This is a genomic window from Marinoscillum sp. (assembly GCF_965229915.1).
Taxonomy (GTDB): domain Bacteria; phylum Bacteroidota; class Bacteroidia; order Cytophagales; family Cyclobacteriaceae; genus Marinoscillum.
This window is the reverse complement of the sequence record NZ_CBDDJZ010000001.1, coordinates 906718-929793: the sequence shown is the minus strand read 5'-3', so window position 1 is coordinate 929793 and position 23076 is coordinate 906718. Positions and strand designations below refer to the sequence as shown.

Genomic DNA, 23076 nt, shown 5'->3' with positions numbered 1-23076 from the left:
TTACAACAGAGAAAACCTCTCCTTTTGGTACCCTTTGCAATTGGTTGATCTTGCCTGGGCTGAAAGATTAGAATATGGAAGAATTAGGATCAGAGAGAACGTTAAAAAAAGGTTCAAAAATGGTCATGAGCGTATTATTTGTAATATTCTAATCCATCCCTTCGATAAGTTTCTTAAGTTCTTTATCAGAGATGTTTTCTTTTTCAGATTTATTGTAAATGGTTAGTAGATAAACGAACTCCTCTACTATTCTTACGTAGGTGATCACTCTAGCACCGCCTGATTTGCCTTTTCCTTTGGACTTGATAGACAACCTTATTTTGTAGCAGTCATTTCCTAGTGGTGTTCCTTGTGCAGGATTTTCTTCCAGAGCTGTAATTAGGTCAAAAATCTCAGTTTTGAGAGACTTGTATTTTTTAATTAAGGATTTAGACTCCCTTTTAAAATCAGAAGTGATGAATACTTCAAAACTCATTGAGAAAATCTCTAGCAGATTGAAGTTCGATTTTGCCTTCTTTATGAAGCTGCGCTTCTTCCATTCCTTGCTTGATGCTGTTCAGAATCTCCTGTTTAGTAGGTTCTTCATAATCCTCTTGACTATGAATTTTGATAAAGTCCAGACTTTTGATAAAATTGAGAAAAGCAGTCGCCTTGTTGTCGTTAATGTCTAAGGTTATTTTCATAAGCAGCTACATTTTTGATAAGTATTCTTTCAATTGAGATCATTGAAGTCTTTCTAATTCAGAATCAGGTTCTTAGTCCAGACTTCATTTTGACAAAAATCTGCAGAGCATTTTCTTACTTTCGATATGAATGATCACAGTGCTATTCATAAGAGTAAATATACGAAGGTTTAGGCTACTGGTTTATCAAAAGTCGCCTCTATAAAAATGTCCTAGTGTAGCCTTCCCATTTTCGAGGAAGGCTACACTAGGACTACATGTATTTGTTTTAGGTTGAATAGGAAGGCTAGTTGACTCATCATGTTTCTAATCCCGGGACTCGTTTTAATTCTTTAAGAATGCGAGAATGAATTGTCATACCAATATCACTATTTGGTTCACACATCTAGGGCTCAATTATGTTACATTATTACTGGGAATTCGTAAAAAGAGTAAGTCTTTTTTTGCTTATCATAGTACCCATATAGATATGTATTTCCTCTTCTTACCAACGTTTCAATCAGGGGTTTGTGGTTAAGTGACTCCTCAAACTGCTTGACTAAATCGAAGCTCGTTAATAAGGTATTTCTTTTTGTAACTTGAAGTGATTTGTCCAGTATAGTCTTAAAATAGGTGGTTCGTTCATTTTTATAGTCACTGTAATTACTTAGTGTAGAACTATAGGTCAATACTTCTGTCGGTCCATATGGAGTGACCAATGTTGTAGTGGCGCTAGGAAAACCAGGGTATGATGTGCTATTATTTTCCTGCTTACCACCCATTGTCAGTATGTAATGATCTTGTACGGAATTGACTGATATACCCAGGTTACCTCTTTTAAGTTTTCGTAAAAGTGATTTTATTTTTCCAGTATCCAGAGTTTGCACTTTTTCATTTTCTTGATTGATCAATGCTAAACTGGAAGTCTTTTCTATCGTAATCTTCCCTTGAATCAGAGAAGCATCTTCTGGGCTGATTTGATGACTACCTAGAAGTTCTTTGGATTGCCAATCTTTCACTTGAAGTCTCAACATGGACTTACATGCCTTGACCTGAAATAACATATTTCCAGTTAAAAATGAATTGGATTTTACAGCATATGCCTCGCAGTTCAATGATTCATGTTCGATTATATCACAGGTATATTCAAAGTTTTTAAAATCAATAGTGATGACTTTTGTATTACTTAGTTCATTATCCAATGTAAACACAAGTTGATCACCTTTCAGATACACCTTAGCTTCCTCAAAAGTAGACTCAATTCCCACTGGATCTTTTAAGTCGATAAAATTGACCGATAGAGGAGATGAACCTGCAGTCATGTTTTCATTAGTCATGATATTGGAATATAAATCGGGATAGTCACTATTGGAAAATTTGTATTCTGATAGGTCAATCTCAACTATTGATGTTAAGTTGTCTTTATCAAATTCATATAGAAAAAGGATAGAACTCCTTTTCTTAATGGTGAATAAATAGAATTTGTTGCGATAATTAAATGCTGTTAAAAGTTTCTCTTTTTTAATCCTGCCAACTTTTTTAACTCTATCCGTGGTGTTAGTTATGCTAACAGAATGAATTAAAAATTGCTTCTGATTCGCATCTGACATAAATAGATTGATATCCTCATCACTTACTGTATAACCATGCAGATAACCACTCATACTTGCTGGTCTGGGAATGTGACGAGAGGTTTGTTCTCGAAACATACTATCAAGTAATATTCCTTCGATTGAATTGCGATCTAGAAATAGAATTTGCATTCGGCCATCATCAAGAGGTATTGCTAATACGTCTTTAGTGATTTCGATTCCAGATTTAAGATGAATATCTGTCTCATAGACTTTCTGTTGGGCTAGAGTAGGAGTTATTATAGATAACAACAGTAAAAGTTGAACCGGAATTTTGGTTGGCATCATTTTGATAATCATTTGGATGAGTTATAAACGAAATTAGCGATCTCCTTGAGTCGTTGCAAATTGTCTATTAAAACAGACTTTTTCTTTCAGGTCATTAATTAATAGAGAAGAATATCCATCAATAACTCAGCTCATCCATCTTCACCTTACCACGGAAGGTCCAGAAAACAAACGTGGTATAGGCAGCTACCAACGGCGTCCCAATCGCTGCGATAACCAGCATGATGCCCAGAGTTTTTTCTGATGCGGCAGCATTATAGACCGTGATATTGAATTCCGGATTTCCTTTGGATATGATGATTACTGGATACAACTCGATCGCCACAATCATCAGTAGCATAGCGATGGACAAACTCGAGAAGAAAAACGCAAAGGTGTACTTCTGCTTATGGATCAATCTTGGAATATTGGCTATGCTTAGAAACGCTAATAATGGCACCACAAAAAGGATTGGGTTTTGCTTAAATCGATCCGATAAATGCGGATAGTAGATGAGTGTGTAGACAGTGGTAATAGCAAAACTAATAATGAAAAAAATCATCGCTTCCTTCACATGGCGTGTCATTTTATCAAACTGCTTGCCTTCTGTTTTCATGATCAAATAAATCGCACCATGCATCATGAAGATAGCCAGCGTACAGACTGCTACCATGATGGCGTATGGATTGATGAATTCCAACCAATGTCCGGCAAACTCCATGTCTTTGTCTAGAGGCATTCCCTGGAGTACGTTGCCTAGAACCACACCCAGCAGTACAGCCAACAGAATACTAGAAAAACTATAGGCAGTATCCCACATCCTGCGCCACCACTTCATGGGCTCTTTGCTGCGAAACTCTATAGAGATGGCCCGAAAAATCAAAAACGTTAGAAACAACATGAACGGAATGTACATCGCCGAAAACAGGGTAGCATACACGATGGGGAAGCCGGCAAACAATGCGCCTCCACCAATCACCAGCCACACCTCATTTCCATCCCATACCGGACCAATGGCATTGAGAGCAACACGTCTGCTTTTTTCGTCTTTGAAGAAGAGGTGCCAGGCGCCCGCTCCCAGATCAAAGCCATCTAGAATGGCATAACCAGAAAACACGGCACCTACTACTAAATACCACCAGGTGGCATAATCGATTCCTATGAATGTTGCCATTATGAATGTGCGTTTAGTGCTTCTACCATTTCTTTTTGCTTCGGTCGTTCGTCGATCATTTCACCGTCATCTGGACCATGTTTGATTTTTTTGTTCAATAAATACACGAACAAAGTGAAGAGCAAGGAATAGATGACCGTGAAAAGGATTAGCGAGAACACCACCTGATGGGCGGTGACTACTTTGGAGAGTGCATCTGAGGTACGCAGAAGGCCATAGACCACCCATGGCTGTCGCCCCATCTCGGCAGCAAACCACCCTGCCTGGTTGGCAATCTGTGGGAGTAAAACTGCTACAACCATCGCTTGCAAATACCACTTGGTTTCAAATAGCTTGCCTCGCCACCATAAGAAGACTCCAAAGAGAGAAAGCCCAATCAGCGTCATTCCAATACCAACCATCAAGTGGTAAAACTGGAAAACGGCATTCACCTGGCCTGGGATTTCGTCTTTGGGAAAATGATTGAGACCCTTCACTGGTTCGTCAAAATCCTGATGGATGAGAAATGAAAGCCCATTGGGGACTTTTATGCCGCTAACCTTTTGTTTTTCATGATCCACCCAACCTAAAATATACATGTCGGCAGCCTCCAGGCTATCGTAGTGGCCTTCCATGGCCGCTAGTTTGGCGGGTTGATTTTTGGCCACTCCATCTGCAGACCGGTGTCCGGTAAAGAGCTGCGAAAGTGAGGCGAGCGTCGCCACCACCAAAGCAATTTTGAAAGCCCTTTTGGAAACTTCGATATGCCTGTTTTTAAGTAAATAATAAGCATGTACGCTCATGATCAGAAATGCTCCGGCAAGGAAGGAGCCGATCCATACATGGCTGAGTCGATCTACACTGGATGGATTGAAAACCATGGCCCAAAAGTCGGTGATCTCTGCACGCGCTTCCATGCCTTCACCCACGATGTGATAGCCTGCTGGTGTCTGCTGCCAGGAGTTGGCCACCACGATCCATACGGCCGAAAACATGGAGCCTAGCCATACACCAAGGGTAGCAATGAAATGAACTTTTGGACTTACCCGGTTCCACCCGAATAGCAGGACGCCAAGAAATCCGCTTTCCAGCGCAAAAGCAAAGATCCCCTCAGCAGCCAACGCACTTCCAAAGATGTCTCCCACATATCTCGAATAGGTGGCCCAGTTGGTGCCAAACTCAAACTCCATCACAATTCCCGTAGCAACGCCAATACCAAAGGTGAGGGCAAAAATTTTGGTCCAAAATCGGGCTAAGCGTTCATATTCTGGATTTCCGGTGCGTAGGTAACTCGCCTCAAAAATCACCATAATCAGTCCAAGTCCGATGCTCAAAGGAGGGTAGATGTAATGAAAGGAAACAGTCAGAGCAAACTGTACGCGAGAGAGGATTTCGACATCCATTTTTTTTTGGAAAGTTACTAACCGATCGTCAGAATTCATGGAGATTCTTTCACGAGGTTAAAGCGAAAATGAAAGATCCTGGACAGAATCGATTTTTATATAACGCTATGTAACAAAAGTTACCTCAATCGCACCTGGGAGCAGATAGTTTTGAAGTTGTATCACTTGAAATTATCGTAGAAAATGAATGAAATAGTAGCTTTTGTAAGCCAACCCTGGCCATGGTATGTGGCCGGACCAATCATCTCACTGGTGATGATAAGTCTAATCCTCTTTGGAAATAACTTTGGACTTTCGTCCAATCTGAGGACCATGTGTTCCATAGTGGGTGCTGGTAAGAACTGCGAGTTCTTTGACTTTAATTGGAAGAACCAACTGTGGAATCTGGTATTTGCCGCCGGATTGGTTTTGGGCGGATTGATTGCACATACACTCCTTTCATCCGGTACAGAAGTCAATTTGGCTGCTAGTACTGTAGCAGACTTGCAGTCCATGGGCATTGAGGAGCCGGGCACTCACCTGGTACCTATGGATGTTTTTTCCTGGGAGTCACTATTCACACTAAGAGGCTTTATTATTTTGGTAGGCGGAGGTTTCCTCATTGGGTTTGGTACCCGATATGCCGGTGGCTGTACCTCAGGTCATGCTATCAGTGGACTTAGCGACCTACAGCTACCTTCATTGATCGCTGTGATTGGCTTTTTTATTGGAGGCCTGTTGGTTACTTACCTGGTTTTACCACATCTGTACACCCTCTAAACATTGGATAAAATGAAGTTTTTCAGATATTTATTGATAGGAATTGTATTTGGTATCACGCTGGCGAAGGCGGAGGTTATTTCCTGGTACCGCATTTACGAGATGTTTAAGTTTCAGTCGTTCCACATGTACGGGATCATTGGATCGGCCGTTATAGTGGGAATGATTGCCGTGCAGCTGATCAAAAGATATAAGGTAAAATCCATCGACGGCAAGCCGATTCACATTCACCCGAAGGAGTTCAGCATTCCAAGATATCTACTTGGAGGAATCATTTTTGGACTTGGGTGGGCCATGACTGGTGCTTGCCCTGGACCTATGTTTATACTGTTGGGTAATGGTGTAGGCGTTATCTTAGTAGTCATCGGCTCAGCTGTATTGGGTACCTATGTGTATGGGTTGCTTCGCAGCAAATTGCCGCACTAACATGCTATGGATACACGGAAAGCTATCGGCTCCCTGGTACAGGCCTCCTTATTGCTGGTGGTGGCGATCCTATTGATTTTTGGATCGCTGGTCTTGTATCTGATTGATCCAGACTTGTTTCAGCCAAATAAAGAGGCCTGGCATATCCGCTCCATCCAAACTGACTTACCGGAAGGTCAACGAGGCAAGCAAATCAAATATGGTTACCTGCTGACCACAGAGACGTCAAGGTGGATGGGGCCAAAGGCGCCTGAAGGGGCAAGATACGCTGGTAATAACCTCAACTGTCAGAGCTGCCACCTGGAGGCGGGCACCAAAAGAGGCTCTGCATCCTGGCTAGGAGTGGTGGGGCGATTTCCACAATTCAGAGGCAGAGAGAATAAAATAGGTACAATAGAAGAACGTGTAAACGGCTGCATGGAACGCAGCATGAATGGAAAGGCACTCCCTATTGAGTCTAAGCAGATGCAGGCGATCGTGGCATACATGACCTGGCTGGGGAAGGGCATGCCTGAAGACACCATGGAGTATTTTCAGGGTTTTGCCAAACTGGAAATCCCAGGAGAAATGGCAGATCTGATAAAAGGTGCAGTAGTTTACGCTAACGAATGTCAGGTGTGTCATGGCGAGAATGGTGCCGGAGTTTGGAAGGCGGATTCATCTGGCTATCAATATCCGCCATTGTGGGGTGCCGATTCTTATAACCATGGAGCCGGAATGCACCGGGTGTTGACTGCAGCGCAATTCATCAAGGCCAACATGCCATGGGGAGTGGCGACCATTGATAATCCAAAGCTATCTGACGAAGAGGCCTACCATGTGGCTGCCTACATCAATAGCTTTGATAGGCCGATGAAATCCAATACAGAAATAGATTTTCCTGACCGAAAGCTCAAACCCATGTCGACTCCTTATGGACCTTGGGCGGATGAGTTTTCGGCAGAACAGCATAAATACGGACCTTTTCAGCCGATAGCGTCCTATTATGAAACGACTTACGGCATTAAGAAAACCAAATGAAGCGTTTACTTACGATCATCACACTTACAGTCAGTGCCAGTAATCTAAGTGCCCAGGATACCTATTTTGGTGAAATATCTGGTCAGTGGCGTACTTACTACATGGCCACTTGGAACAAAGATGATCTGAAGGACTTTCACACGCTGGCTACTGGCGGCAAACTGAAGTACGAATATGACTTTAAAGAAAAACCCTTGAAGGTTGGAGGCGCTATCTACACCTCAGTTAATGTGGGCATACAGGATTTGACCATTCCAGATGCGGCTACTGGAAAGGTCAGTAGATATGAGTTGGGGATGTATGATGTTCAGAACCCATCGGACCGACTGATTCTTTTCCCAGGCGAATTGTATGTGAATTATGCGGAGCATGGCCATGAGTTAACCTTTGGACGAATGAAGTTTGTCTCTCCATTTCTCAATCCAGAGGATGGTCGGATGATTCCTACTTTGGAGCAAGGAATAGCATATAAGTACACGAATGAGCAGCTAGGTAAGGTGCAGTTTGGAATATTCAACCAAATAGCCGCACGGTCTTCTGATGGCTTCTATAGCATAGGAGAGACTATTGGTATCTATCCTGTAGGCCGTAACCCCGATGGCAAACCAAGTGGTTATGCTGGCAACACTGATTCTGATTTCTTACTCACAGGTAATTTGGATCTAAACCTGACGCCAACCGTGGGTATTTCCGTGTGGGATTATTATGTAGAAAAGGTGTTCAATGCACTGTATATCAAACCCGAGTGGGAGGTAGGTGCTGGCTGGACAATCTCCGGAGAGTGGCTGCATCAAAGGAGAGTTGGTGATGGTGGCAATGCCGTAGATTCTCTTCGTTATTTTACGGATGAAAAGGCGAATGTTTTTGGGTTAGAAATTACCCGAAAGCTGACTGAAAATTCCACCCTGTCCATTGGCTATGATCGAATCGCTGATGCGGGGCGTTTCCTATTTCCGCGTGAGTGGGGACGTGAGTTCTTGTTTAGTTTCCAAAAGCGGGAACGTAGCGAAGGCAGTGCCAATAGCCATGCCGTCTTGCTTACTTACAATCAGTCATTCACATTTGGAGATGGTAAGCTCAGGAGCATTGCCTCAGTTGGGAGGCACTGGAAGCCAGAACTGGCAGATGCTGCGGCCAATAAGTATGCACAGCCGGATTACACCCACTTCAACCTGGACCTTTTTTACACCCATCAAAAATTAATAGGACTCAAACCTGAGCTGCTACTGGTTTACAAAATGGGTAATGGCACCATTCCTGACAATCCTAATTTCTACCTGAACAAAGTGGACATGTTCCAGATCAACTTCGTGGTGAATTATAATTTTTAAGAATTGACATTCATCAGTTGTCTGACTGATCTTTCTCAGCTTTGAAGGTAACATAAGTAACAGTAAATCAGGTCTTTACATTCGTTCTTTACCTTGTCATTTAACACCAAAAAGAAATGCTATGAAGGTAGAGCAATTATACACTGGATGCCTGGCAGAGGCCGCTTATTATATTGAATCGGATGGTGAAGTAGCTATTGTGGATCCTCTCCGGGAGGTGGAACCTTACATCCAAATGGCCGAAGCAAATGGGGCCAAAATCAAGTACGTATTGGAGACGCATTTTCATGCTGATTTTGTTTCAGGACATATTGATTTGGCACATAAGACAGGAGCCACCATCGTCTATGGACCAACGGCTCAGCCAGGCTTTGAAGCACATGTGGCTCATGATCAGGAAGTGCTGCAACTAGGTAGAGTAAAGATCAAAGTACTGCATACTCCAGGTCATACCATGGAATCAACCACTTACTTACTGGTCAATGAGGAAGGCGATGAAACAGCGATTTTCACCGGAGATACTTTGTTTATCGGAGATGTGGGCCGGCCAGACCTGGCAGTAAAGACGGACCTTACCCGTGAAGATCTGGCTGGATATTTATTTGATTCTCTCAGAAATAAAATCATGCCATTACCTGATGACATCATCGTCTACCCCGGGCATGGAGCTGGCTCAGCATGTGGCAAAAACATGAGCAAAGAAACAACTGACACGCTGGGTAACCAGAAAGCCTTCAATTACGCTTTGCGGACAAATATGACACGAGAGGAATTTATCGGAGAGGTGACTAAAGGTCTGGTCAGACCACCGCAGTATTTTCCCAAAAATGCGGTGATGAACAAGCAGGGATATGAATCAATTGATGAAATACTGGAGCGAGGAGTGATCGCCTTGAATTTGAAAGAATTTCAGGATGTGGTGAAGAGGAACAATGCGCTAATACTTGACACCCGTCCAAAAGAAGACTTTGTCAAGGCGTTCATTCCGGGCTCGCTCTGGATTGGAATAGATGATAATTTCGCACCATGGGTAGGAGCGCTCATTGCAGATTTGGATCAGCCGATCGTCTTTCTAGCACTGCCTGGCAGGGAAGAGGAAGTAGTCACTCGCTTGAGTAGAGTGGGTTATGATCATGCGCTGGGTTTTCTGGAGGGAGGTATCGCTAGCTGGATAGCTGGTGGCAACCGGGTACAGCGAGTAGAGGAAATTGGTCCGCATGACTTTACCAATATCTATGATACCGAGGTGCTAGACGTACTGGATGTGCGCAAGGAAAGTGAATTTCAGTCTCAGCATATCCAGGGAGCTGTTAACTTCCCTCTGGACTTTATCTATGAAAACCTGGAGCAACTGGATAAGGACAAAGAGTATTATGTGCATTGTCAAGGCGGTTACCGTTCGGTCATTGCCACTTCCATACTGATGGCCAATGGATTCCAGGAAGTGATCAACATTCGTGGCGGATTTGGAGAGATCAAAAAGTCTTGCATCAAGGTGACCGAATATCATGAGCCGGAAACCATGTTGTAAACACCAAAAGGTTGGTTAGCTTTTGTACCAGCACTGCCTGGTACATTTCCGATTGAAAGGCTGGTTTGTGGTGAACCAGCCTTTTTTTTATATGGGTTGCCGGAAGGTAAGTGGATGCTCATGTGGCACAGAATGACTTGCACAAAGTGGTGAGTCCATTGGATAAATTAGCTGAGATCGGGTAGATTTGATAGCGTATAAGCAACATAGTGCTTATGCTGATGTTAGGTTGCATATCACAAATGAGCAAATTTCACCTCACAGACTCAGAACTCTCAATTCTTAAAAGTCTTTTAAATCGGAAGATTTTCAGCATTATTTCCAACGGAATTCGGATAGAATCGGATGGCTTTTGGAACACAGAACTAAGCTTGGATTATTGCAACAAAAAAATCCAATCTCCAGAATTTCAACCTTTTGTAACAATTGAAGCAGACTACAAACTAAGTAACAAGTCAACAACATATTTTGAATTCAACATTCAAGAGAATAAAACTCCTCCTGGAATTCAGCGAGACGCAGACAGTAGCCTTCTTTGGCCCTTTTCTGAACTTTTCATTAATACCAGAACTCTATCAAAGATTACCATTTTTCAGGATTGGAACGAAGAAGATGAACGTGTGGACTTTGATCGACTTATCCTTTTTGAGGCTGGTGATACTGCATTTTCGATAGAAGCGACTGACTCTGTAACAGGCGGTGTAACTCTTCGAACAGACAGGCAAGCAATCGAACGAATTACGAACGAACTAGCAAAGCGGATCGAAATCTGAAGGCAACCTAACAATGTGTATGGAACGCATGTGCGAACTGAGCTTGTTGTATCGTCCTAAAACACATTGCCACCATTGATCCAATTGCATCTACCTGAATGGTAACGATACCTTTTATAATGACAGATGGGCTTGAGGGTTTGCTAATTTTTCGAATCAACTCCTGGCTGGAGATAGGAGTCCTTTGTAACTATTGTTACGTTGCCAGCATGCTTTAATTCGTTACTTTGATTAATTATTTGGAACAAAATCATTAATACAATAAAGCATGTTTGGTCTATTCAAAACAAAGCCAAAAAACTACCAAAACGTGAACGTGGAGGAGTTTAAGGAACTAAAGAAGAAGTCGCGTACGGTCGTATTGGATGTACGCACCCCACAGGAGAAAGCCGAAGGAACGGTACCTGGAGCTCATCAAATCAATTATTTCAACCCAAATTTCAAAAATCAGGTAGCGAAGCTGGACAAGTCCAAGACTTATTTGGTATACTGTAGAAGTGGCAACCGCAGCAAAAAGGCCTGTGCGATGATGGGCAGTATGGGGTTTGAAAAACTTTACAATCTCAATGGTGGCATTATGGCGTGGAACCGTGACAACTAAACAACAGCCTATGAAACTGATGAAATATATCTGGATCGCTTTGGTAGCAGTAGCTTGTACCAGCACGAGCAGTGAAGCCCAGCAGTATGAGCGCATAGACAATACCAAGTTGGAAGAACTGATGCAGGATGAAAGCCTGCAGTTAGTGGATGTTCGCACTCCAGAGGAAGTAGCTGCCGGCTATATCGAGGGAGCACAACATATAGATATTTACGATCCCAGGTTTGTAGAGAAGGTTAGCGAGTTAGATAAAAACCAACCAGTAGCTGTTTACTGTGCGGTGGGCGGTCGGAGTGCTTCTGCAAGTAAAAGACTGCAAAAGTTAGGATTTACGAAAGTCTATGATCTGGCCAATGGCTATCGCGGGTGGAAAGCAGCAGGGAAACCAACGGTGAAGGACTGATGAATACGAAGACTGACGCTCGACCCTCTACTAAAGGTTTGCGATTTGCGGCTATGCTCGCCCTCACCCTGGGATTGGCACCATTCGTACCTGAGCCACACATTTTAGGAAAGCTGCGGTGGGTAATGGGAGGCGCTGTAGGCATGCAGCCCATGGATTGGTTTGACCTGGCCCTGCATGGAACTCCCTGGGTGTTGCTGGTTATACAAGTTATTTTATACCTCAAAAAGCGCTTTTAGGCGCTTTTTTTTAATGCCTGGTCGTTTATAAGAGTAAGTTGATGGTAGATTCTGCTGAAACAGTGGTAATCGAAGTTGATACCCGAAGAACAGCACAGATTAGATGCTCAGACTTACATAGCACTTATCAAAACTGGTTGTGCTAGCGGTATCTCCAATGATCCATTTGGTGCCATCAGGGTCAGTCAGTCCGATGCTTTTATCCACCACTTCACAATTGCCCTGGAAACTAGCCAGTGATTTGAAGCGACTCATTCTTTTACTGATGGCTTCCAGTTCCATTTGATCGTCTATTTCCAGATGCAATACCGGGGAATCCTCATCGGTTGAAGAGGGCTTTTCGTTGATTTCCAGTTGGAAGTTGGGAAGGTGAAACTGGATGTAATAGGGGGTGATGACCTGAGGCATTTTGTTGAACAGCGATCGGTAAAAAACGAGACTATTGCTGAGGTTGCTGCTGTTGATCTGGTGAAGTTTCATGGCGCGTGTTGTTCTAGAATAGTCCTACGCCAGATGGCCGATAATGGTTGTATTCTTTTAAGAATTTATTTTGCTTTAGACGAAATAAATCCTTTCTAAACCATAGATTGTTTGCTTAATATCAATTTGACCATTTATTGTTTCAGTACAAGCACTCGATGAACGTTTAGTAACTTTCGAGGGTAAGAAGTATTTCTTGGCGTCTCCAGCCTTTAAATAGTATTCACTTCAGAATTTCTTCCAAATCATCCGTTTACTTGCGGTCGTGAAGATCCTAATCATAGAAGACGAAGAGGAGCTGGCGCTTGATATGTTTAACTATCTGACCAGTCAGGACTATTTGTGTGAGCGTGCTCGTGATCATCAGTCGGCAATGGACAAGATTTATAGTTATGACTATGATTGCATTTTGCTGGACCTGATGCTCCCTGGTGGAGATGGCTTGTCCATATTGGAGTCACTCAAAAAGCAGAATAAGCAAGATGGAGTCATTATCATTTCGGCTAAAAATTCGCTGGAAGACAAAGTGACCGGCTTGAAACTTGGGGCTGATGATTACTTACCTAAACCGTTTCATCTGGCAGAACTTGCCGCGCGCATCGAATCGCTCATCAGAAGAAAGCATTTTGATAGCAATAACCTGATCCATCTCAACGAACTGGTCATAGACCTTCAGGCCAAGCAGGTGACCGTACATGGCCATCTGGTGAGTCTCACCAAAAAAGAGTATGATCTGCTTTTGTTCTTTATCGGCAATAAAAACCGAGTACTTTCGAAAAGTGCCTTAGCGGAGCATCTGTCAGGAGATTTGGCCGATATGTTTGATAGTCATGACTTTGTGTATGCACATGTCAAAAACCTGAAAAGGAAACTCAAAGAGCAAGGTTACAACGATTACATCCAAACCATGTATGGAGCAGGTTACAAGTGGGAGCAATGAAGCGATTATTAACTAAACCTTTAAAAGCTTTTACCTGGTATGCGCTGGTAGTATTGCTAGTGAGTGTTCCGGTGTATGCGCTGGTAGTAGACTTTATTTGGATTAGTGAGCTGGACGAGAACAACTGGCTCATTCTCCAGCATACCCGTCAAAAGCTTGAGTCCAAAGCGTTCAATGCTGAAGAGATGGACCAAATCAGCAACATCTGGAGTGAGCTTATCCCAGGAGTATCCATCCAAAAAGCTGGGAAGGTTCAGATGGTTCAGGATAGTGTCTATGAGGTTGTTAGGCCAAATCCGTATGATGAAGATGATGGAGAAGATCGGTTCAGAGGGTTGTCATCATCTGTTGATATTGATGGGCAGCTTTACAGTCTGACTGTAGAAACGAATGTGGAGGAATCCGATGAAACCTTTGCTGCGGTGGCTCTGGTCACTTTGGTTTTTTTTGTAGTGTTGATTTTCGGTTTTATCCTGCTCAACAGACGTATCGCTGAAAGTACCTGGAAGCCTTTTGAAGCTATTTTGCAGTCGCTACGTTCGTTTGAACTTTCCAGGGATGAACAGGTGCAGTTACCACAGACCGATATTCTCGAGTTTGAGGAGCTTAATGCCAGCCTTCGGGAACTAATCCAGGGAACTATACGCACTTACCAGCAGCAGAAAGCTTTTACAGAAAACGCTTCTCACGAACTGCAAACGCCTATAGCTGTATTAAAGTCCAAGCTGGATGTGCTCATGCAGCAGCCTGAACTTACTCCAGAGCTATCTGCTCTTGTCAATGACTTGGCCACCCCACTCTCACGACTCACCAGGATCAATAAGAATCTATTGTTACTCGCAAAGGTTGAGAACAAGCAATACGCAGACTTAGGGCCACAAAATGTACAAGACTACCTGGACACTGCGTTGACACTGTTTGAGGATTACATCGAGAGCAAAAGTCTGACGATCACAAACCACTGCAAGGATTTGCTTCCTGTACAGGCCAATGCTTTTCTAATGGAAACACTGGTTCATAACCTGCTGTCCAATGCAATCAAGCATACAAGAGACGGTGGTGAACTCATGGTGGAAAGTGAACCACGTGCATTAACTATCCGAAATTCGGGCAATGAGCCATTGAAAAGTGATCGTTTGTTCGAGCGGTTTACCAGCGTGACCGATGATCAGGTAAGCAGTGGGCTGGGGCTATCAATTATTCAGGAGATTGTTCACCGCTATGGATGGAGCATTCGATATGATTTCTTAGAAAACAAGCATATTTTCAAAGTGGACTTTCCAAATTAATGATGTCTTTACTGCTTATTTTCTTAGCAACGATTCTCGCATTTTGGATCAGTGCTATTTGTGGTGGAGGGGCCAGTCTTGTATTAATTCCCTTGTTGGGGCTGAGCGTTTCCGGTTCACAGGTTCCAGCTGCGCTGACTCTGGGCACTTTCAGCAGCTCCTTGTCTCGCCTGGCTGTTTTCAAAAAATCCATTCACTGGACAATTGTCTTTTATTACGTGCCTGCGGGAATTCCCACGGTCTGGATCGGAGCCTGGGCTTTGAAATATTTCAATCCCATTTACCTTCAGTTTTTCATCGGCATATTTCTGTTAGTGAACATTCGGTTCCTACTGCTACCAAAAAACAAGATTCGGCAGGAGGAACGTCCATCATCACGTTTCACTTTGATACTCATAGGTGCTATAGCGGGATTTGTCTCCGGACTCACGGGAGCAGTGGGGCTATTGTTTAACAGGTTCTACCTCAAGTATGGATTGACCAAAGAAGAAATAGTGGCTACCAGAGCCGCAAATGATATTTTGCTTCATGTAATTAAATTGATCCTGTATGGAACAATGGGTCTGATCAGTACAGAAATTATTCAAGTGGGTGTGGTCATTGCCATAGGAGCGATGATCTCTTCTATATCGATCAAATACATTCTGCCATTGATCAACGAAAATCTCTTTAGAAGAATAGGATATAGCGCGATGGCTTTTTCTGGATGTGCATTACTGATCAGTACCTCCACAGCAATCATCAAAACCGATAATCCATCGATCCATTTAATTCCAATTGGTAACTCGATAGAAACTCAAATAGCCTGGAGATCGAGTATTGTCAATATAGAACTGGAGTATGACGAAGGAATTCACCTGGAACATCCCATTTCCTTTGAAGAACTTCCTCCCAGACTGCATCCTGAAGTCCGAAAACTGACAACTGATGCCGATCGTGTGATTTACGAAAAAGTAACTGGATTTCAGGGCACCTCATATGAAGTTTATGTCACTAAGAATGGTCAGGTTAGTAAGTCAGAATTGGATTGATCGTTCTAATTTTCTTCTAAATCGGGTGTTACGTTTGATACATCAATAACCAAAAATATACATATCATGAAAAATCTGAAGTACCCTGTTCTATTGACCATATTCGTAACGATGCTGTCTTGTGCCCAGTCTGGTGATCAAGTACCCGAAAAGGTGCTTTCAGCTTTCAATGCAAAGTTTCCTGATGCCAAAAAAGTGGAATGGGAAATGGAAGATGAACAGGAATGGGAAGCTGAGTTCAAAATGGATGGTAGAGACTATTCGGCAAATTTCTCTGTAGCTGGAGAGTGGATGGAAACGGAATATGCCATCGAATCCTCAGAATTGCCCACTGCGGTAATGACTGCTTTAAATGAGAATTATGCAGCTTTTGAGATCGAAGAAGCTGAACTAGCCGAGACGAAGGAAGGGACTTCCTACGAACTGGAACTTGAGGTGGGCGATGAGGAGTTTGAAGTCACTATCACCGCGGCTGGTCAGATCGAATCCACTCAAAAAGAGAGCGAAGAAGAAGATGACAAAGATTAAAATGCTTTTAGTTGGCCTCATGATCCTCGGGGTTTCCGAGGTGTGGGCCCAGCAAGTAGCTGTTAAAATATCCGGTACTATCAGGGACAAGGGCTCACAGGAGGCCTTGCCTTATGTGAATGTGGTCTTGAAATCACTGGAAGATTCGATGTTCGTGGCAGGTACTATTTCCAATGAAAAAGGCTCTTTTACGTTGGTTGACGTGCCTCCTGATGAATATTTGATCCAGTTGACCTCTGTAGGGTATGAGCAATATGTCTCCAGGCGATTCATCGGTTCCAATTCTGCCTACATTGATCTGGGTACCTTGTTTTTGAATGAGGGTACAGAACAACTGAGTGAAGTGGTGATTACTGGTCAACAGGATGCTGTCACCGCTCAAATGGACAAAAAGACTTACCAGGTGGATGCGAATGTCAGCCAGACCGGAGGTAGCGTATTGCAGGCCATGAACAATTTACCCGGCGTGACTACTCAGGATGGACAGGTTCAGCTTAGAGGCAACGACCGGGTGGTAGTGTTGATCGATGGTAAACAAACAGCGATCACTGGTTTTGGTAATCAGAATGGCTTGGATAACCTGCCCGCTTCCGCCATACAAAAAATAGAGATCATCAATAATCCCTCTGCAAAATATGATGCCAATGGCAATGCCGGAATCATCAACATCCTACTGAAAAAAGAAGAGCAGACGGGACTCAACGGAAAGGTAGGCCTATCCACTGGAGTTGGTGCCTTATGGGTCAGACAAGATAATCTCCCGGGTATCCGTCCGCAGTATCAGGCCACACCCAAGATCAATCCTTCTGTCGCTCTGAATTACAGAAAGAAGAAAGTCAATGTCTTTCTTCAGGCAGATAACCTTTACACTGAGACACTGAATAAGAATGAATTTGTCACGCGAAAATACTCTGATGGTACGGTGATCAATCAGCAGCTAAAGCGCAATCGAAACACCAATCTATTTACCTCTACAGCTGGTATGGACTGGTTCATGAATGATCATAATCAACTTACCATTTCCGGGTTTTTCAGTCAGGAATCCATTAAAGACTATGGAGATCAGCCGTTTTTTGATGGCAATACGGATGAAAACCTGAGACTTTGGCAATTTCTGGAAGATGAAGTGCTTACGGCCGTCATGACGTCATTGGCTTATGAACATCAATTTGAGCAGCCGGGCCATCAGCTCAAAATGGGGTTCAATTACACTTTCGATCGGGAAGACGAGAAGTATTTTTTTGACAATACGAGACCCTCCTTTTCCACTCAGGAATCATTCTTTCTCATAGCCGATCAAAAGGTGGCCGATTTCACGTTGGATTATACCCGGCCCATGAAATACGGATTGTTGCAAACTGGTCTCAAATTTAGACATAGAACCATTCCTACGGATATGCAATTCAACCCTTCAGCTTCCAACTCGGTACTGGATACTGGAGCTGACGGGCTGGCTACCTACAGGGAAATCATACCGGCTGTCTATGGAAATTTCACCTATGAAGTACAAAAGTTGGAAGCTGAGATAGGTCTGAGAGTGGAATATGTGGATTTGGCGTATGATGTAGATCCAAATCACAACACTTACCAAAGTGATGGTTACCAGTATTTTCAGCCTTTTCCCAGTGCCAGGTTGACCTACAAACTCAACGAATTCAATAACTTTTCGGCTTTTTACAATCGTCGGGTGGACCGACCAGATGAAGTAGATATCCGCATATTTCCAAAATACGATGATGCCGAAATTATCAAGGTGGGGAATCCGGCATTGCAGCCACAGTTTACCAATAGCTTTGAAATCGGCTACAAAAGTGGCTGGCAAAAAGGGTATGTCTATAGCGCATTGTACCGCAAGATTTCTGATGGCACCATCACACGAATCGCATCAACTGTGGATGGTTCGAACTTGATTTACAACATTTCTCAGAATGCAGGAAAGAGCTACAATACCGGTTTGGAAGTGGTGGTCAGTCAGGAATTCAGCGATGTGCTGGAGATGAACCTCAATCTGAATGGTTATTACAATCGGATTGAGCAATTCTCGGTTGATAATCTCTACCCAACTCTTAATACTTTCACTGCGCAAGAACAGGACGTCTATTCTGGTAATGTGAAGCTCAATACTAACTTAACCTTTGGAAATAAGCTGATGGCGCAGCTGACTATGGTTTATCTTGCTCCCGACATCATTCCGCAAGGCAAGATTGAATCACGGTTTTCTGTAGATCTAGGCGTCAAGAAAAGCATACAGGCGGGCAAAGGAGAATTGTATGTCAACGCCAACGACCTCTTCAATACGCTGGTGATCCGTAAGCAAGTTAATGGGGATAACTTTACTTACACCAGCTCAGATTATTATGAAACACAGGTTGTTCGATTGGGGTACAATTATAAATTTTAGTTGGGTGGGTTATTAGGAAGTTGAAGATCAAGTTGGTTGAGGTCTTCCCAGCTACCATAGGACGCAAAGGGTTGAAACCTGGAAAAAAGCTCTTCACTGTACCAGTCAAGTTGACGAGTCTTCTGAATTGCAACGGTATGTTCAGAGCGCTGGTAGGCAAAATTCTTTAGGGCTTGTTCACTTTCCCACAGACTGAAAGTAGCCATTTGCAATACTGGCACCTCGCCAATTCCTTTGGTGTAAATCAATCCGGGTTGATTGGTGAGCGGCTTTTGAGAGGTTGGTACATATTTCCAAAACTGCCAGAGTCTGGCAGGTCTAATGGTTGCTCGGGTGATCACAGCGATGTATGGGTTGTGAGGGTCAAGGTTGGTGGAAGGAGCAAAGGGGCTATTACCTGACCAGCGGCCTTTGCTGGTTATATTTCTCATGAGTAACGTCCATCGATCAGTGGTGTGCCGCTCATAGCGCTCCATTAGCTTGGCATCTTCAAAAAACCGATGAGCATACTGTTCATCCTCCCATACCTGTATCATGGCATAGGTACTGAAGTCTGGCCATGGATTGAAGCCAATACCCCTGCCGGACCCCATCAGTTTATAAAAAGTTTGTCCTTTGACCTCTTGCAAGAAAGCATGTGAGAATCTCATCATTTTGAATAGCCAAAACTGATCCTTGAATCCACGGCATTTGAAGAATGTCACACTGGTGATTTCTGGCATGACTAGTACAACACATGTCTACAGTTGTTGTTGAAAAAATTACTGTTGGCAACTGCTTCTGGCTGACAAACTTCATGTTTGAAGGTGAGCCTTGGCAATCATCCCTACTTCCATTTTTGGTAGGATTGTTAAGGAAACAACGTAGTAGGCAGATTTGACGAACCAATGTGTTCGGTATCGGCATACGATCCAAAAATGGGCGACCACCTCATTGATATAGAAGCCACAGATGAAGCTCGACTGAGTTTTATCAGTCATCTACTGGATGATCTCAAGAGTCTGCAGTACATGCTGGATCCCGCTTCGTAGCTCGTAAGATTTTTCATCTTTTTGGATATCGAAGTAAGCAGTACGATACGAATCACCTGATTATTGCCAATAGAGAGGCACGCTCCCGAACCCCAGATTACAAGGACCAGGAATGGTTCACGGGTCGGTTTTTGAAAAGCAACAAGTGATTTTACGCAATCGATTGTGTATGTTTGTTGGTACAACCAATAAATGAGTACCAATGTTCTGTCGAATTGCTTTTCTCTTCTCCTTATTACCTGTTTTATGTGGAGCACAAGTCACCATTTCTTATGACTCGAAACCGACCAATGATTTTTTTAGAATTGTCGGTGGTCAGCCTACTTACCTGCTCACAGATTCGTTAGAAGACCCTCTGATTGGGCGCGTAGCGGGCATGTTGGTGGACGATATAGAGCGCGTTACGGATCAGCAATTGCCTTTGCGGTCAGCTATCAGCAACAATCTCTCGCGAGCAATCATCATTGGCACTGTGGAGCACTCCAAATACATTCGTCAGCTTTTGGATCGTAAAAAACTGGATGCTTCCACCATAGTCGGGCAATGGGAACGATACCTCATTGAGACTGTTCAAAATCCATTTCCCGGCATCAAAGAGGCCCTGGTCATTGCAGGAAGTGATCGGCGCGGTGCAGCTTACGGTGCGTTGGCACTTTCGGAAGCTATAGGTGTATCTCCCTGGTATTATTGGGCGGATGTTCCTGTAATCAAGGAGGAAAATGTTAGCATCAAAAAAGAACGCTTTGTTTCCAAAGGACCTTCGGTGAAATACCGGGGTATTTTCCTCAACGATGAAGCCCCGGCACTGCGTGGTTGGGCAGAGGAGCAGTTTGGAGGTTTTAATCATGAGTTTTATGAAAAGGTTTTCGAACTAATCTTGAGACTCAAAGGCAACTACCTCTGGCCAGCGATGTGGCGACCGACAGCTTTTGCAGATGATGATTCGCTCAATGCGAAACTAGCCGATGAATACGGGATTGTCGTCTCTACCAGCCATCATGAGCCAATGATGCGCGCTCATGACGAATGGAGCCGATACGGTGGAGGCGAGTGGAACTATCAAACCAACAAGGAAGAGTTGCAGGAGTTTTGGCGTGGAGGTGTAGAGCGGATGCAAGACTATGAAAGTGTGGTGACCGTGGGTATGCGTGGCGATGGAGACGAAGCGATGGGAGAACGAACGGCAGTGAAGCTGATGCAGGAGATTGTGAGAGATCAGCGAACCATCATCGAGGAAGTCACGGGTAGAAGTGCCGATCAAACCCCTCAGGTCTGGGCCATATACAAAGAAGTGCAGGACTACTATGACAAGGGCATGCGGGTGCCTAACGACATCATGGTGCTTTTCTGTGATGACAACTGGGGCAATGTGCGCATCTTGCCCAAGAAGGCTGATCAGGATTACCCCGGTGGATATGGCATGTACTATCACTTTGATTTTGTGGGCGGACCGGTTTCTTACCGCTGGCAGAATGTCACGCAGATAGAGCGCGTGTGGGAGCAAATGAACCTTACCTATGAGTGGGGGGTGCATGATCTATGGATTGTCAATGTGGGCGATTTGAAGCCCATGGAATTTCCGATTTCCTTTTTCCTTGATTTTGCGTGGAATGCCGAAATGAAAGCCGCGGACCTTCCATCTTATTACACCAATTGGGCCAAACAACAATTTGGCGCGCAATATGCCCAGGAGATTGGTGACATCATTTCACTCTATACCAAATACAATGCGAGGAGAACGCCAGAAATGCTGAAGCCAGATACTTATAGTCTGGAGAACTATCGGGAGGCTGATGAAGTATTGGCCGAGTGGCAGCACCTTGCTAGCAGAAGCCAGCAGATCTATGAATCGCTCAGTGCTCCATACAGAGATGCCTTTTATCAGCTGGTTTTATCACCCGTTTTACTTTGTGCTAATTTGAATGAAATGTACATAGCTGCTGGTGAGAATCAGCTCTATGCCCGGCAGGGAAGGGCTTCTGCCAATTTTTATGCAGACAAAACCAAAGAGCTCTTCACGAAAGATGCTGAATTGACAGAGGATTATCATCAGCTGAATGATGGCAAGTGGAATCACTTTATGGATCAGACGCACATTGGCTATGAGAGCTGGAACAATCCTCCGGTGAATAAAATGCCGCCTGTAACCTATATCCAGCCAAGAGCAAATGCTGGTCTTGGCTACTTGCTAGAGCAAGGAGAACCATCTCCATGGACTAGATCCACGCTATTTAGCTCCACCTTTCAACCGTTCGATCCAGTCAATGATCAGGAGTATTACATTGAGGTATTCAACCAGGGCAAAACGCCTTTGGACTACTCCATTCAAACTTCTGAAGACTGGATCAAGCTCTCCTCTACAGGTGGTACAATCGAATACGAAGAAAAAGTATATGTGAGCATTGATTGGGGCAAAGTGCCTGAGGGTACAGTAAAAGGGGAAGTGACCATCAGTGGTGGTGGACGAGATTTTAAGGTGACTGTGCCACTGAGATCATTTATGCCTGTAGCAGCAGGATTTGTGGAAAATAATGGGGTGATCGCAATTGATGCAGCTAAACCAGATAAGATGGTAACCACCAAAGAGGTAACCTGGTCGGTAGTGCCGAATATGGGAAGGACTGGATCATCCATCACCATGGAGCCAGCAGATGCACCGGTGCAGCAGACCGGGAAAAAATCCCCGATGCTTCAGTACACGTTTACTGCCCTGGATTCGGGTCAGGTGACGATTGCTACTTACCTGTCTCCAACGCTCAACTACAAAAAGGAGGACGGGCTAAAGTATGCGATCGCCATCGATGATGAGGAGCCTCAGGTGATTAACATTCACGAAGGCGAGACCCAACCCGACTGGGAGTACCCTGACTGGTGGAACAACTCGGTGACCGATCACATCAAGAAAAAGCTATCCACGCACCGGGTGAACAAGCCTGGGGTACACACCCTGAAAGTTTGGATGATCGATCCGGGGGTAGTATTTCAGAAGTTTGTGCTGAACAGCGGAGGACTGAAGGAAAGCTATCTGGGGCCTCCGACCAGTGTGTATGCGGAGGAATAGCCTAAGGTGACCGTTAGGTACTGGATCGGACAATGCACAAGGTCAAAGCCTAAAGGTCCGTGTTGGTCTATACGTTCCAGCAAAGGTTTAGCACTGAGGACATGGGAGTCCTTAAA

The 23076-nt window shown here is 43.9% G+C and carries 23 protein-coding genes; 16 read left to right on the top strand and 7 right to left on the bottom strand.

The window, feature by feature from the left end:
• Positions 1 to 148 precede the first annotated feature (148 nt).
• From ACO067_RS04020 to ACO067_RS04000, 5 genes are all read right to left on the bottom strand, one after another.
• Positions 149 to 475, bottom strand: a complete 327-nt coding sequence (locus ACO067_RS04020) for a type II toxin-antitoxin system RelE/ParE family toxin (RefSeq protein WP_421871066.1) — start codon at positions 473 to 475, stop codon at positions 149 to 151.
• The gene (locus ACO067_RS04015; RefSeq protein ID WP_421871064.1) at positions 465 to 683 is read right to left on the bottom strand and encodes a hypothetical protein; all 219 of its coding nucleotides are present in this window, start codon (positions 681 to 683) and stop codon (positions 465 to 467) included. The genes ACO067_RS04020 and ACO067_RS04015 overlap by 11 nt, the downstream gene beginning before the upstream one ends.
• Positions 684 to 1084: 401 nt before the next feature.
• Entirely contained in the window at positions 1085 to 2581 is a 1497-nt protein-coding gene (locus ACO067_RS04010) for a hypothetical protein (RefSeq protein ID WP_421871063.1), read from the bottom strand.
• A gap of 118 nt (positions 2582 to 2699) precedes the next feature.
• On the bottom strand, positions 2700 to 3734 hold the full coding sequence (gene cydB / locus ACO067_RS04005; RefSeq protein ID WP_421871061.1) for a cytochrome d ubiquinol oxidase subunit II: 1035 nt from the start codon (positions 3732 to 3734) through the stop codon (positions 2700 to 2702).
• Positions 3734 to 5116 (bottom strand): cytochrome ubiquinol oxidase subunit I, encoded by a 1383-nt coding sequence (locus tag ACO067_RS04000; RefSeq protein WP_421871059.1) that lies wholly within the window; start codon positions 5114 to 5116, stop codon positions 3734 to 3736. Before ACO067_RS04000 ends, cydB begins: the two co-directional genes overlap by 1 nt.
• Positions 5117 to 5299: 183 nt before the next feature.
• Here ACO067_RS04000 and ACO067_RS03995 point away from each other — a divergent pair, with 183 nt between their 5' ends.
• The 9 genes from ACO067_RS03995 (at position 5300) to ACO067_RS03955 (ending at position 12199) form a co-directional block, all read left to right on the top strand.
• Positions 5300 to 5875 (top strand): YeeE/YedE family protein, encoded by a 576-nt coding sequence (locus tag ACO067_RS03995; RefSeq protein WP_421871057.1) that lies wholly within the window; start codon positions 5300 to 5302, stop codon positions 5873 to 5875.
• 12 nt (positions 5876 to 5887) lie between these two features.
• Positions 5888 to 6301, top strand: coding sequence for a DUF6691 family protein (locus ACO067_RS03990; protein WP_421871055.1), 414 nt, complete (start codon positions 5888 to 5890; stop codon positions 6299 to 6301).
• A 6-nt stretch (positions 6302 to 6307) separates the two neighbouring features.
• Entirely contained in the window at positions 6308 to 7321 is a 1014-nt protein-coding gene (locus ACO067_RS03985) for a c-type cytochrome (RefSeq protein ID WP_421871053.1), read from the top strand.
• The gene (locus ACO067_RS03980) at positions 7318 to 8652 is read left to right on the top strand and encodes a hypothetical protein (RefSeq protein WP_421871052.1); all 1335 of its coding nucleotides are present in this window, start codon (positions 7318 to 7320) and stop codon (positions 8650 to 8652) included. Before ACO067_RS03985 ends, ACO067_RS03980 begins: the two co-directional genes overlap by 4 nt.
• 121 nt (positions 8653 to 8773) lie before the next feature.
• Positions 8774 to 10183, top strand: coding sequence for an MBL fold metallo-hydrolase (locus tag ACO067_RS03975; RefSeq protein WP_421871051.1), 1410 nt, complete (start codon positions 8774 to 8776; stop codon positions 10181 to 10183).
• 242 nt (positions 10184 to 10425) lie between these two features.
• Positions 10426 to 10956, top strand: a complete 531-nt coding sequence (locus tag ACO067_RS03970) for a hypothetical protein (RefSeq protein WP_421871050.1) — start codon at positions 10426 to 10428, stop codon at positions 10954 to 10956.
• Between the two features lie 268 nt (positions 10957 to 11224).
• The gene (locus tag ACO067_RS03965) at positions 11225 to 11557 is read left to right on the top strand and encodes a rhodanese-like domain-containing protein (RefSeq protein ID WP_421871048.1); all 333 of its coding nucleotides are present in this window, start codon (positions 11225 to 11227) and stop codon (positions 11555 to 11557) included.
• Positions 11558 to 11567: 10 nt separating this feature from the next.
• Positions 11568 to 11960 (top strand): rhodanese-like domain-containing protein, encoded by a 393-nt coding sequence (locus tag ACO067_RS03960; RefSeq protein ID WP_421871046.1) that lies wholly within the window; start codon positions 11568 to 11570, stop codon positions 11958 to 11960.
• Complete coding sequence (locus tag ACO067_RS03955; protein WP_421871044.1) at positions 11960 to 12199, top strand: hypothetical protein; 240 nt, start codon at positions 11960 to 11962, stop codon at positions 12197 to 12199. The genes ACO067_RS03960 and ACO067_RS03955 overlap by 1 nt, the downstream gene beginning before the upstream one ends.
• Before the next feature lie 99 nt (positions 12200 to 12298).
• Here the strand turns inward: ACO067_RS03955 and ACO067_RS03950 are convergent, their stop codons facing one another.
• Positions 12299 to 12679, bottom strand: coding sequence for a hypothetical protein (locus ACO067_RS03950; RefSeq protein WP_421871042.1), 381 nt, complete (start codon positions 12677 to 12679; stop codon positions 12299 to 12301).
• A 265-nt stretch (positions 12680 to 12944) separates the two neighbouring features.
• Between ACO067_RS03950 and ACO067_RS03945 the strand changes: the two genes are divergently transcribed.
• The 5 genes from ACO067_RS03945 (at position 12945) to ACO067_RS03925 (ending at position 18868) form a co-directional block, all read left to right on the top strand.
• Positions 12945 to 13619 (top strand): response regulator transcription factor, encoded by a 675-nt coding sequence (locus tag ACO067_RS03945; RefSeq protein WP_421871040.1) that lies wholly within the window; start codon positions 12945 to 12947, stop codon positions 13617 to 13619.
• On the top strand, positions 13616 to 14908 hold the full coding sequence (locus ACO067_RS03940; protein ID WP_421871039.1) for a sensor histidine kinase: 1293 nt from the start codon (positions 13616 to 13618) through the stop codon (positions 14906 to 14908). The genes ACO067_RS03945 and ACO067_RS03940 overlap by 4 nt, the downstream gene beginning before the upstream one ends.
• Positions 14908 to 15939, top strand: a complete 1032-nt coding sequence (locus ACO067_RS03935) for a sulfite exporter TauE/SafE family protein (RefSeq protein WP_421871037.1) — start codon at positions 14908 to 14910, stop codon at positions 15937 to 15939. Before ACO067_RS03940 ends, ACO067_RS03935 begins: the two co-directional genes overlap by 1 nt.
• A gap of 66 nt (positions 15940 to 16005) precedes the next feature.
• Entirely contained in the window at positions 16006 to 16467 is a 462-nt protein-coding gene (locus tag ACO067_RS03930; protein ID WP_421871035.1) for a PepSY-like domain-containing protein, read from the top strand.
• Positions 16454 to 18868 carry a TonB-dependent receptor domain-containing protein gene (locus tag ACO067_RS03925; RefSeq protein WP_421871033.1) on the top strand — a complete coding sequence of 805 codons (2415 nt, stop codon included), beginning with the start codon at positions 16454 to 16456 and terminating at the stop codon, positions 18866 to 18868. The genes ACO067_RS03930 and ACO067_RS03925 overlap by 14 nt, the downstream gene beginning before the upstream one ends.
• On the opposite strand, the gene ACO067_RS03920 is transcribed toward ACO067_RS03925, so the two are convergent.
• Positions 18865 to 19590 carry a spheroidene monooxygenase gene (locus ACO067_RS03920; protein ID WP_421871031.1) on the bottom strand — a complete coding sequence of 242 codons (726 nt, stop codon included), beginning with the start codon at positions 19588 to 19590 and terminating at the stop codon, positions 18865 to 18867. The two genes, ACO067_RS03925 and ACO067_RS03920, sit on opposite strands and share 4 nt — an antisense overlap.
• 165 nt (positions 19591 to 19755) lie before the next feature.
• Between ACO067_RS03920 and ACO067_RS03915 the strand changes: the two genes are divergently transcribed.
• Positions 19756 to 19899, top strand: coding sequence for a hypothetical protein (locus tag ACO067_RS03915; protein ID WP_421871029.1), 144 nt, complete (start codon positions 19756 to 19758; stop codon positions 19897 to 19899).
• A gap of 202 nt (positions 19900 to 20101) precedes the next feature.
• Positions 20102 to 22960, top strand: a complete 2859-nt coding sequence (locus tag ACO067_RS03910; RefSeq protein WP_421871028.1) for a glycosyl hydrolase 115 family protein — start codon at positions 20102 to 20104, stop codon at positions 22958 to 22960.
• The last annotated feature ends 116 nt before the right edge of the window (positions 22961 to 23076 follow it).

What these genes read in the sequence shown, in the direction of transcription:
- ACO067_RS03965 (WP_421871048.1), top strand. Translation starts at nt 11,225, where the DNA reads ATGTTTGGTCTATTCAAAACAAAGCCAAAAAACTACCAAAACGTGAAC.
- ACO067_RS04020 (WP_421871066.1), bottom strand. Translation starts at nt 475, where the DNA reads ATGAGTTTTGAAGTATTCATCACTTCTGATTTTAAAAGGGAGTCTAAA.
- ACO067_RS03920 (WP_421871031.1), bottom strand. Translation starts at nt 19,590, where the DNA reads ATGCCAGAAATCACCAGTGTGACATTCTTCAAATGCCGTGGATTCAAG.
- ACO067_RS03970 (WP_421871050.1), top strand. Translation starts at nt 10,426, where the DNA reads ATGAGCAAATTTCACCTCACAGACTCAGAACTCTCAATTCTTAAAAGT.
- ACO067_RS04000 (WP_421871059.1), bottom strand. Translation starts at nt 5,116, where the DNA reads ATGGATGTCGAAATCCTCTCTCGCGTACAGTTTGCTCTGACTGTTTCC.
- ACO067_RS03925 (WP_421871033.1), top strand. Translation starts at nt 16,454, where the DNA reads ATGACAAAGATTAAAATGCTTTTAGTTGGCCTCATGATCCTCGGGGTT.
- ACO067_RS03990 (WP_421871055.1), top strand. Translation starts at nt 5,888, where the DNA reads ATGAAGTTTTTCAGATATTTATTGATAGGAATTGTATTTGGTATCACG.
- ACO067_RS03955 (WP_421871044.1), top strand. Translation starts at nt 11,960, where the DNA reads ATGAATACGAAGACTGACGCTCGACCCTCTACTAAAGGTTTGCGATTT.
- ACO067_RS03950 (WP_421871042.1), bottom strand. Translation starts at nt 12,679, where the DNA reads ATGAAACTTCACCAGATCAACAGCAGCAACCTCAGCAATAGTCTCGTT.
- ACO067_RS03985 (WP_421871053.1), top strand. Translation starts at nt 6,308, where the DNA reads ATGGATACACGGAAAGCTATCGGCTCCCTGGTACAGGCCTCCTTATTG.
- cydB (WP_421871061.1), bottom strand. Translation starts at nt 3,734, where the DNA reads ATGGCAACATTCATAGGAATCGATTATGCCACCTGGTGGTATTTAGTA.
- ACO067_RS03960 (WP_421871046.1), top strand. Translation starts at nt 11,568, where the DNA reads ATGAAACTGATGAAATATATCTGGATCGCTTTGGTAGCAGTAGCTTGT.
- ACO067_RS03975 (WP_421871051.1), top strand. Translation starts at nt 8,774, where the DNA reads ATGAAGGTAGAGCAATTATACACTGGATGCCTGGCAGAGGCCGCTTAT.
- ACO067_RS03940 (WP_421871039.1), top strand. Translation starts at nt 13,616, where the DNA reads ATGAAGCGATTATTAACTAAACCTTTAAAAGCTTTTACCTGGTATGCG.
- ACO067_RS03935 (WP_421871037.1), top strand. Translation starts at nt 14,908, where the DNA reads ATGATGTCTTTACTGCTTATTTTCTTAGCAACGATTCTCGCATTTTGG.
- ACO067_RS04010 (WP_421871063.1), bottom strand. Translation starts at nt 2,581, where the DNA reads ATGATGCCAACCAAAATTCCGGTTCAACTTTTACTGTTGTTATCTATA.
- ACO067_RS04015 (WP_421871064.1), bottom strand. Translation starts at nt 683, where the DNA reads ATGAAAATAACCTTAGACATTAACGACAACAAGGCGACTGCTTTTCTC.
- ACO067_RS03930 (WP_421871035.1), top strand. Translation starts at nt 16,006, where the DNA reads ATGAAAAATCTGAAGTACCCTGTTCTATTGACCATATTCGTAACGATG.
- ACO067_RS03980 (WP_421871052.1), top strand. Translation starts at nt 7,318, where the DNA reads ATGAAGCGTTTACTTACGATCATCACACTTACAGTCAGTGCCAGTAAT.
- ACO067_RS03995 (WP_421871057.1), top strand. Translation starts at nt 5,300, where the DNA reads ATGAATGAAATAGTAGCTTTTGTAAGCCAACCCTGGCCATGGTATGTG.
- ACO067_RS03915 (WP_421871029.1), top strand. Translation starts at nt 19,756, where the DNA reads ATGTGTTCGGTATCGGCATACGATCCAAAAATGGGCGACCACCTCATT.
- ACO067_RS03910 (WP_421871028.1), top strand. Translation starts at nt 20,102, where the DNA reads ATGTTCTGTCGAATTGCTTTTCTCTTCTCCTTATTACCTGTTTTATGT.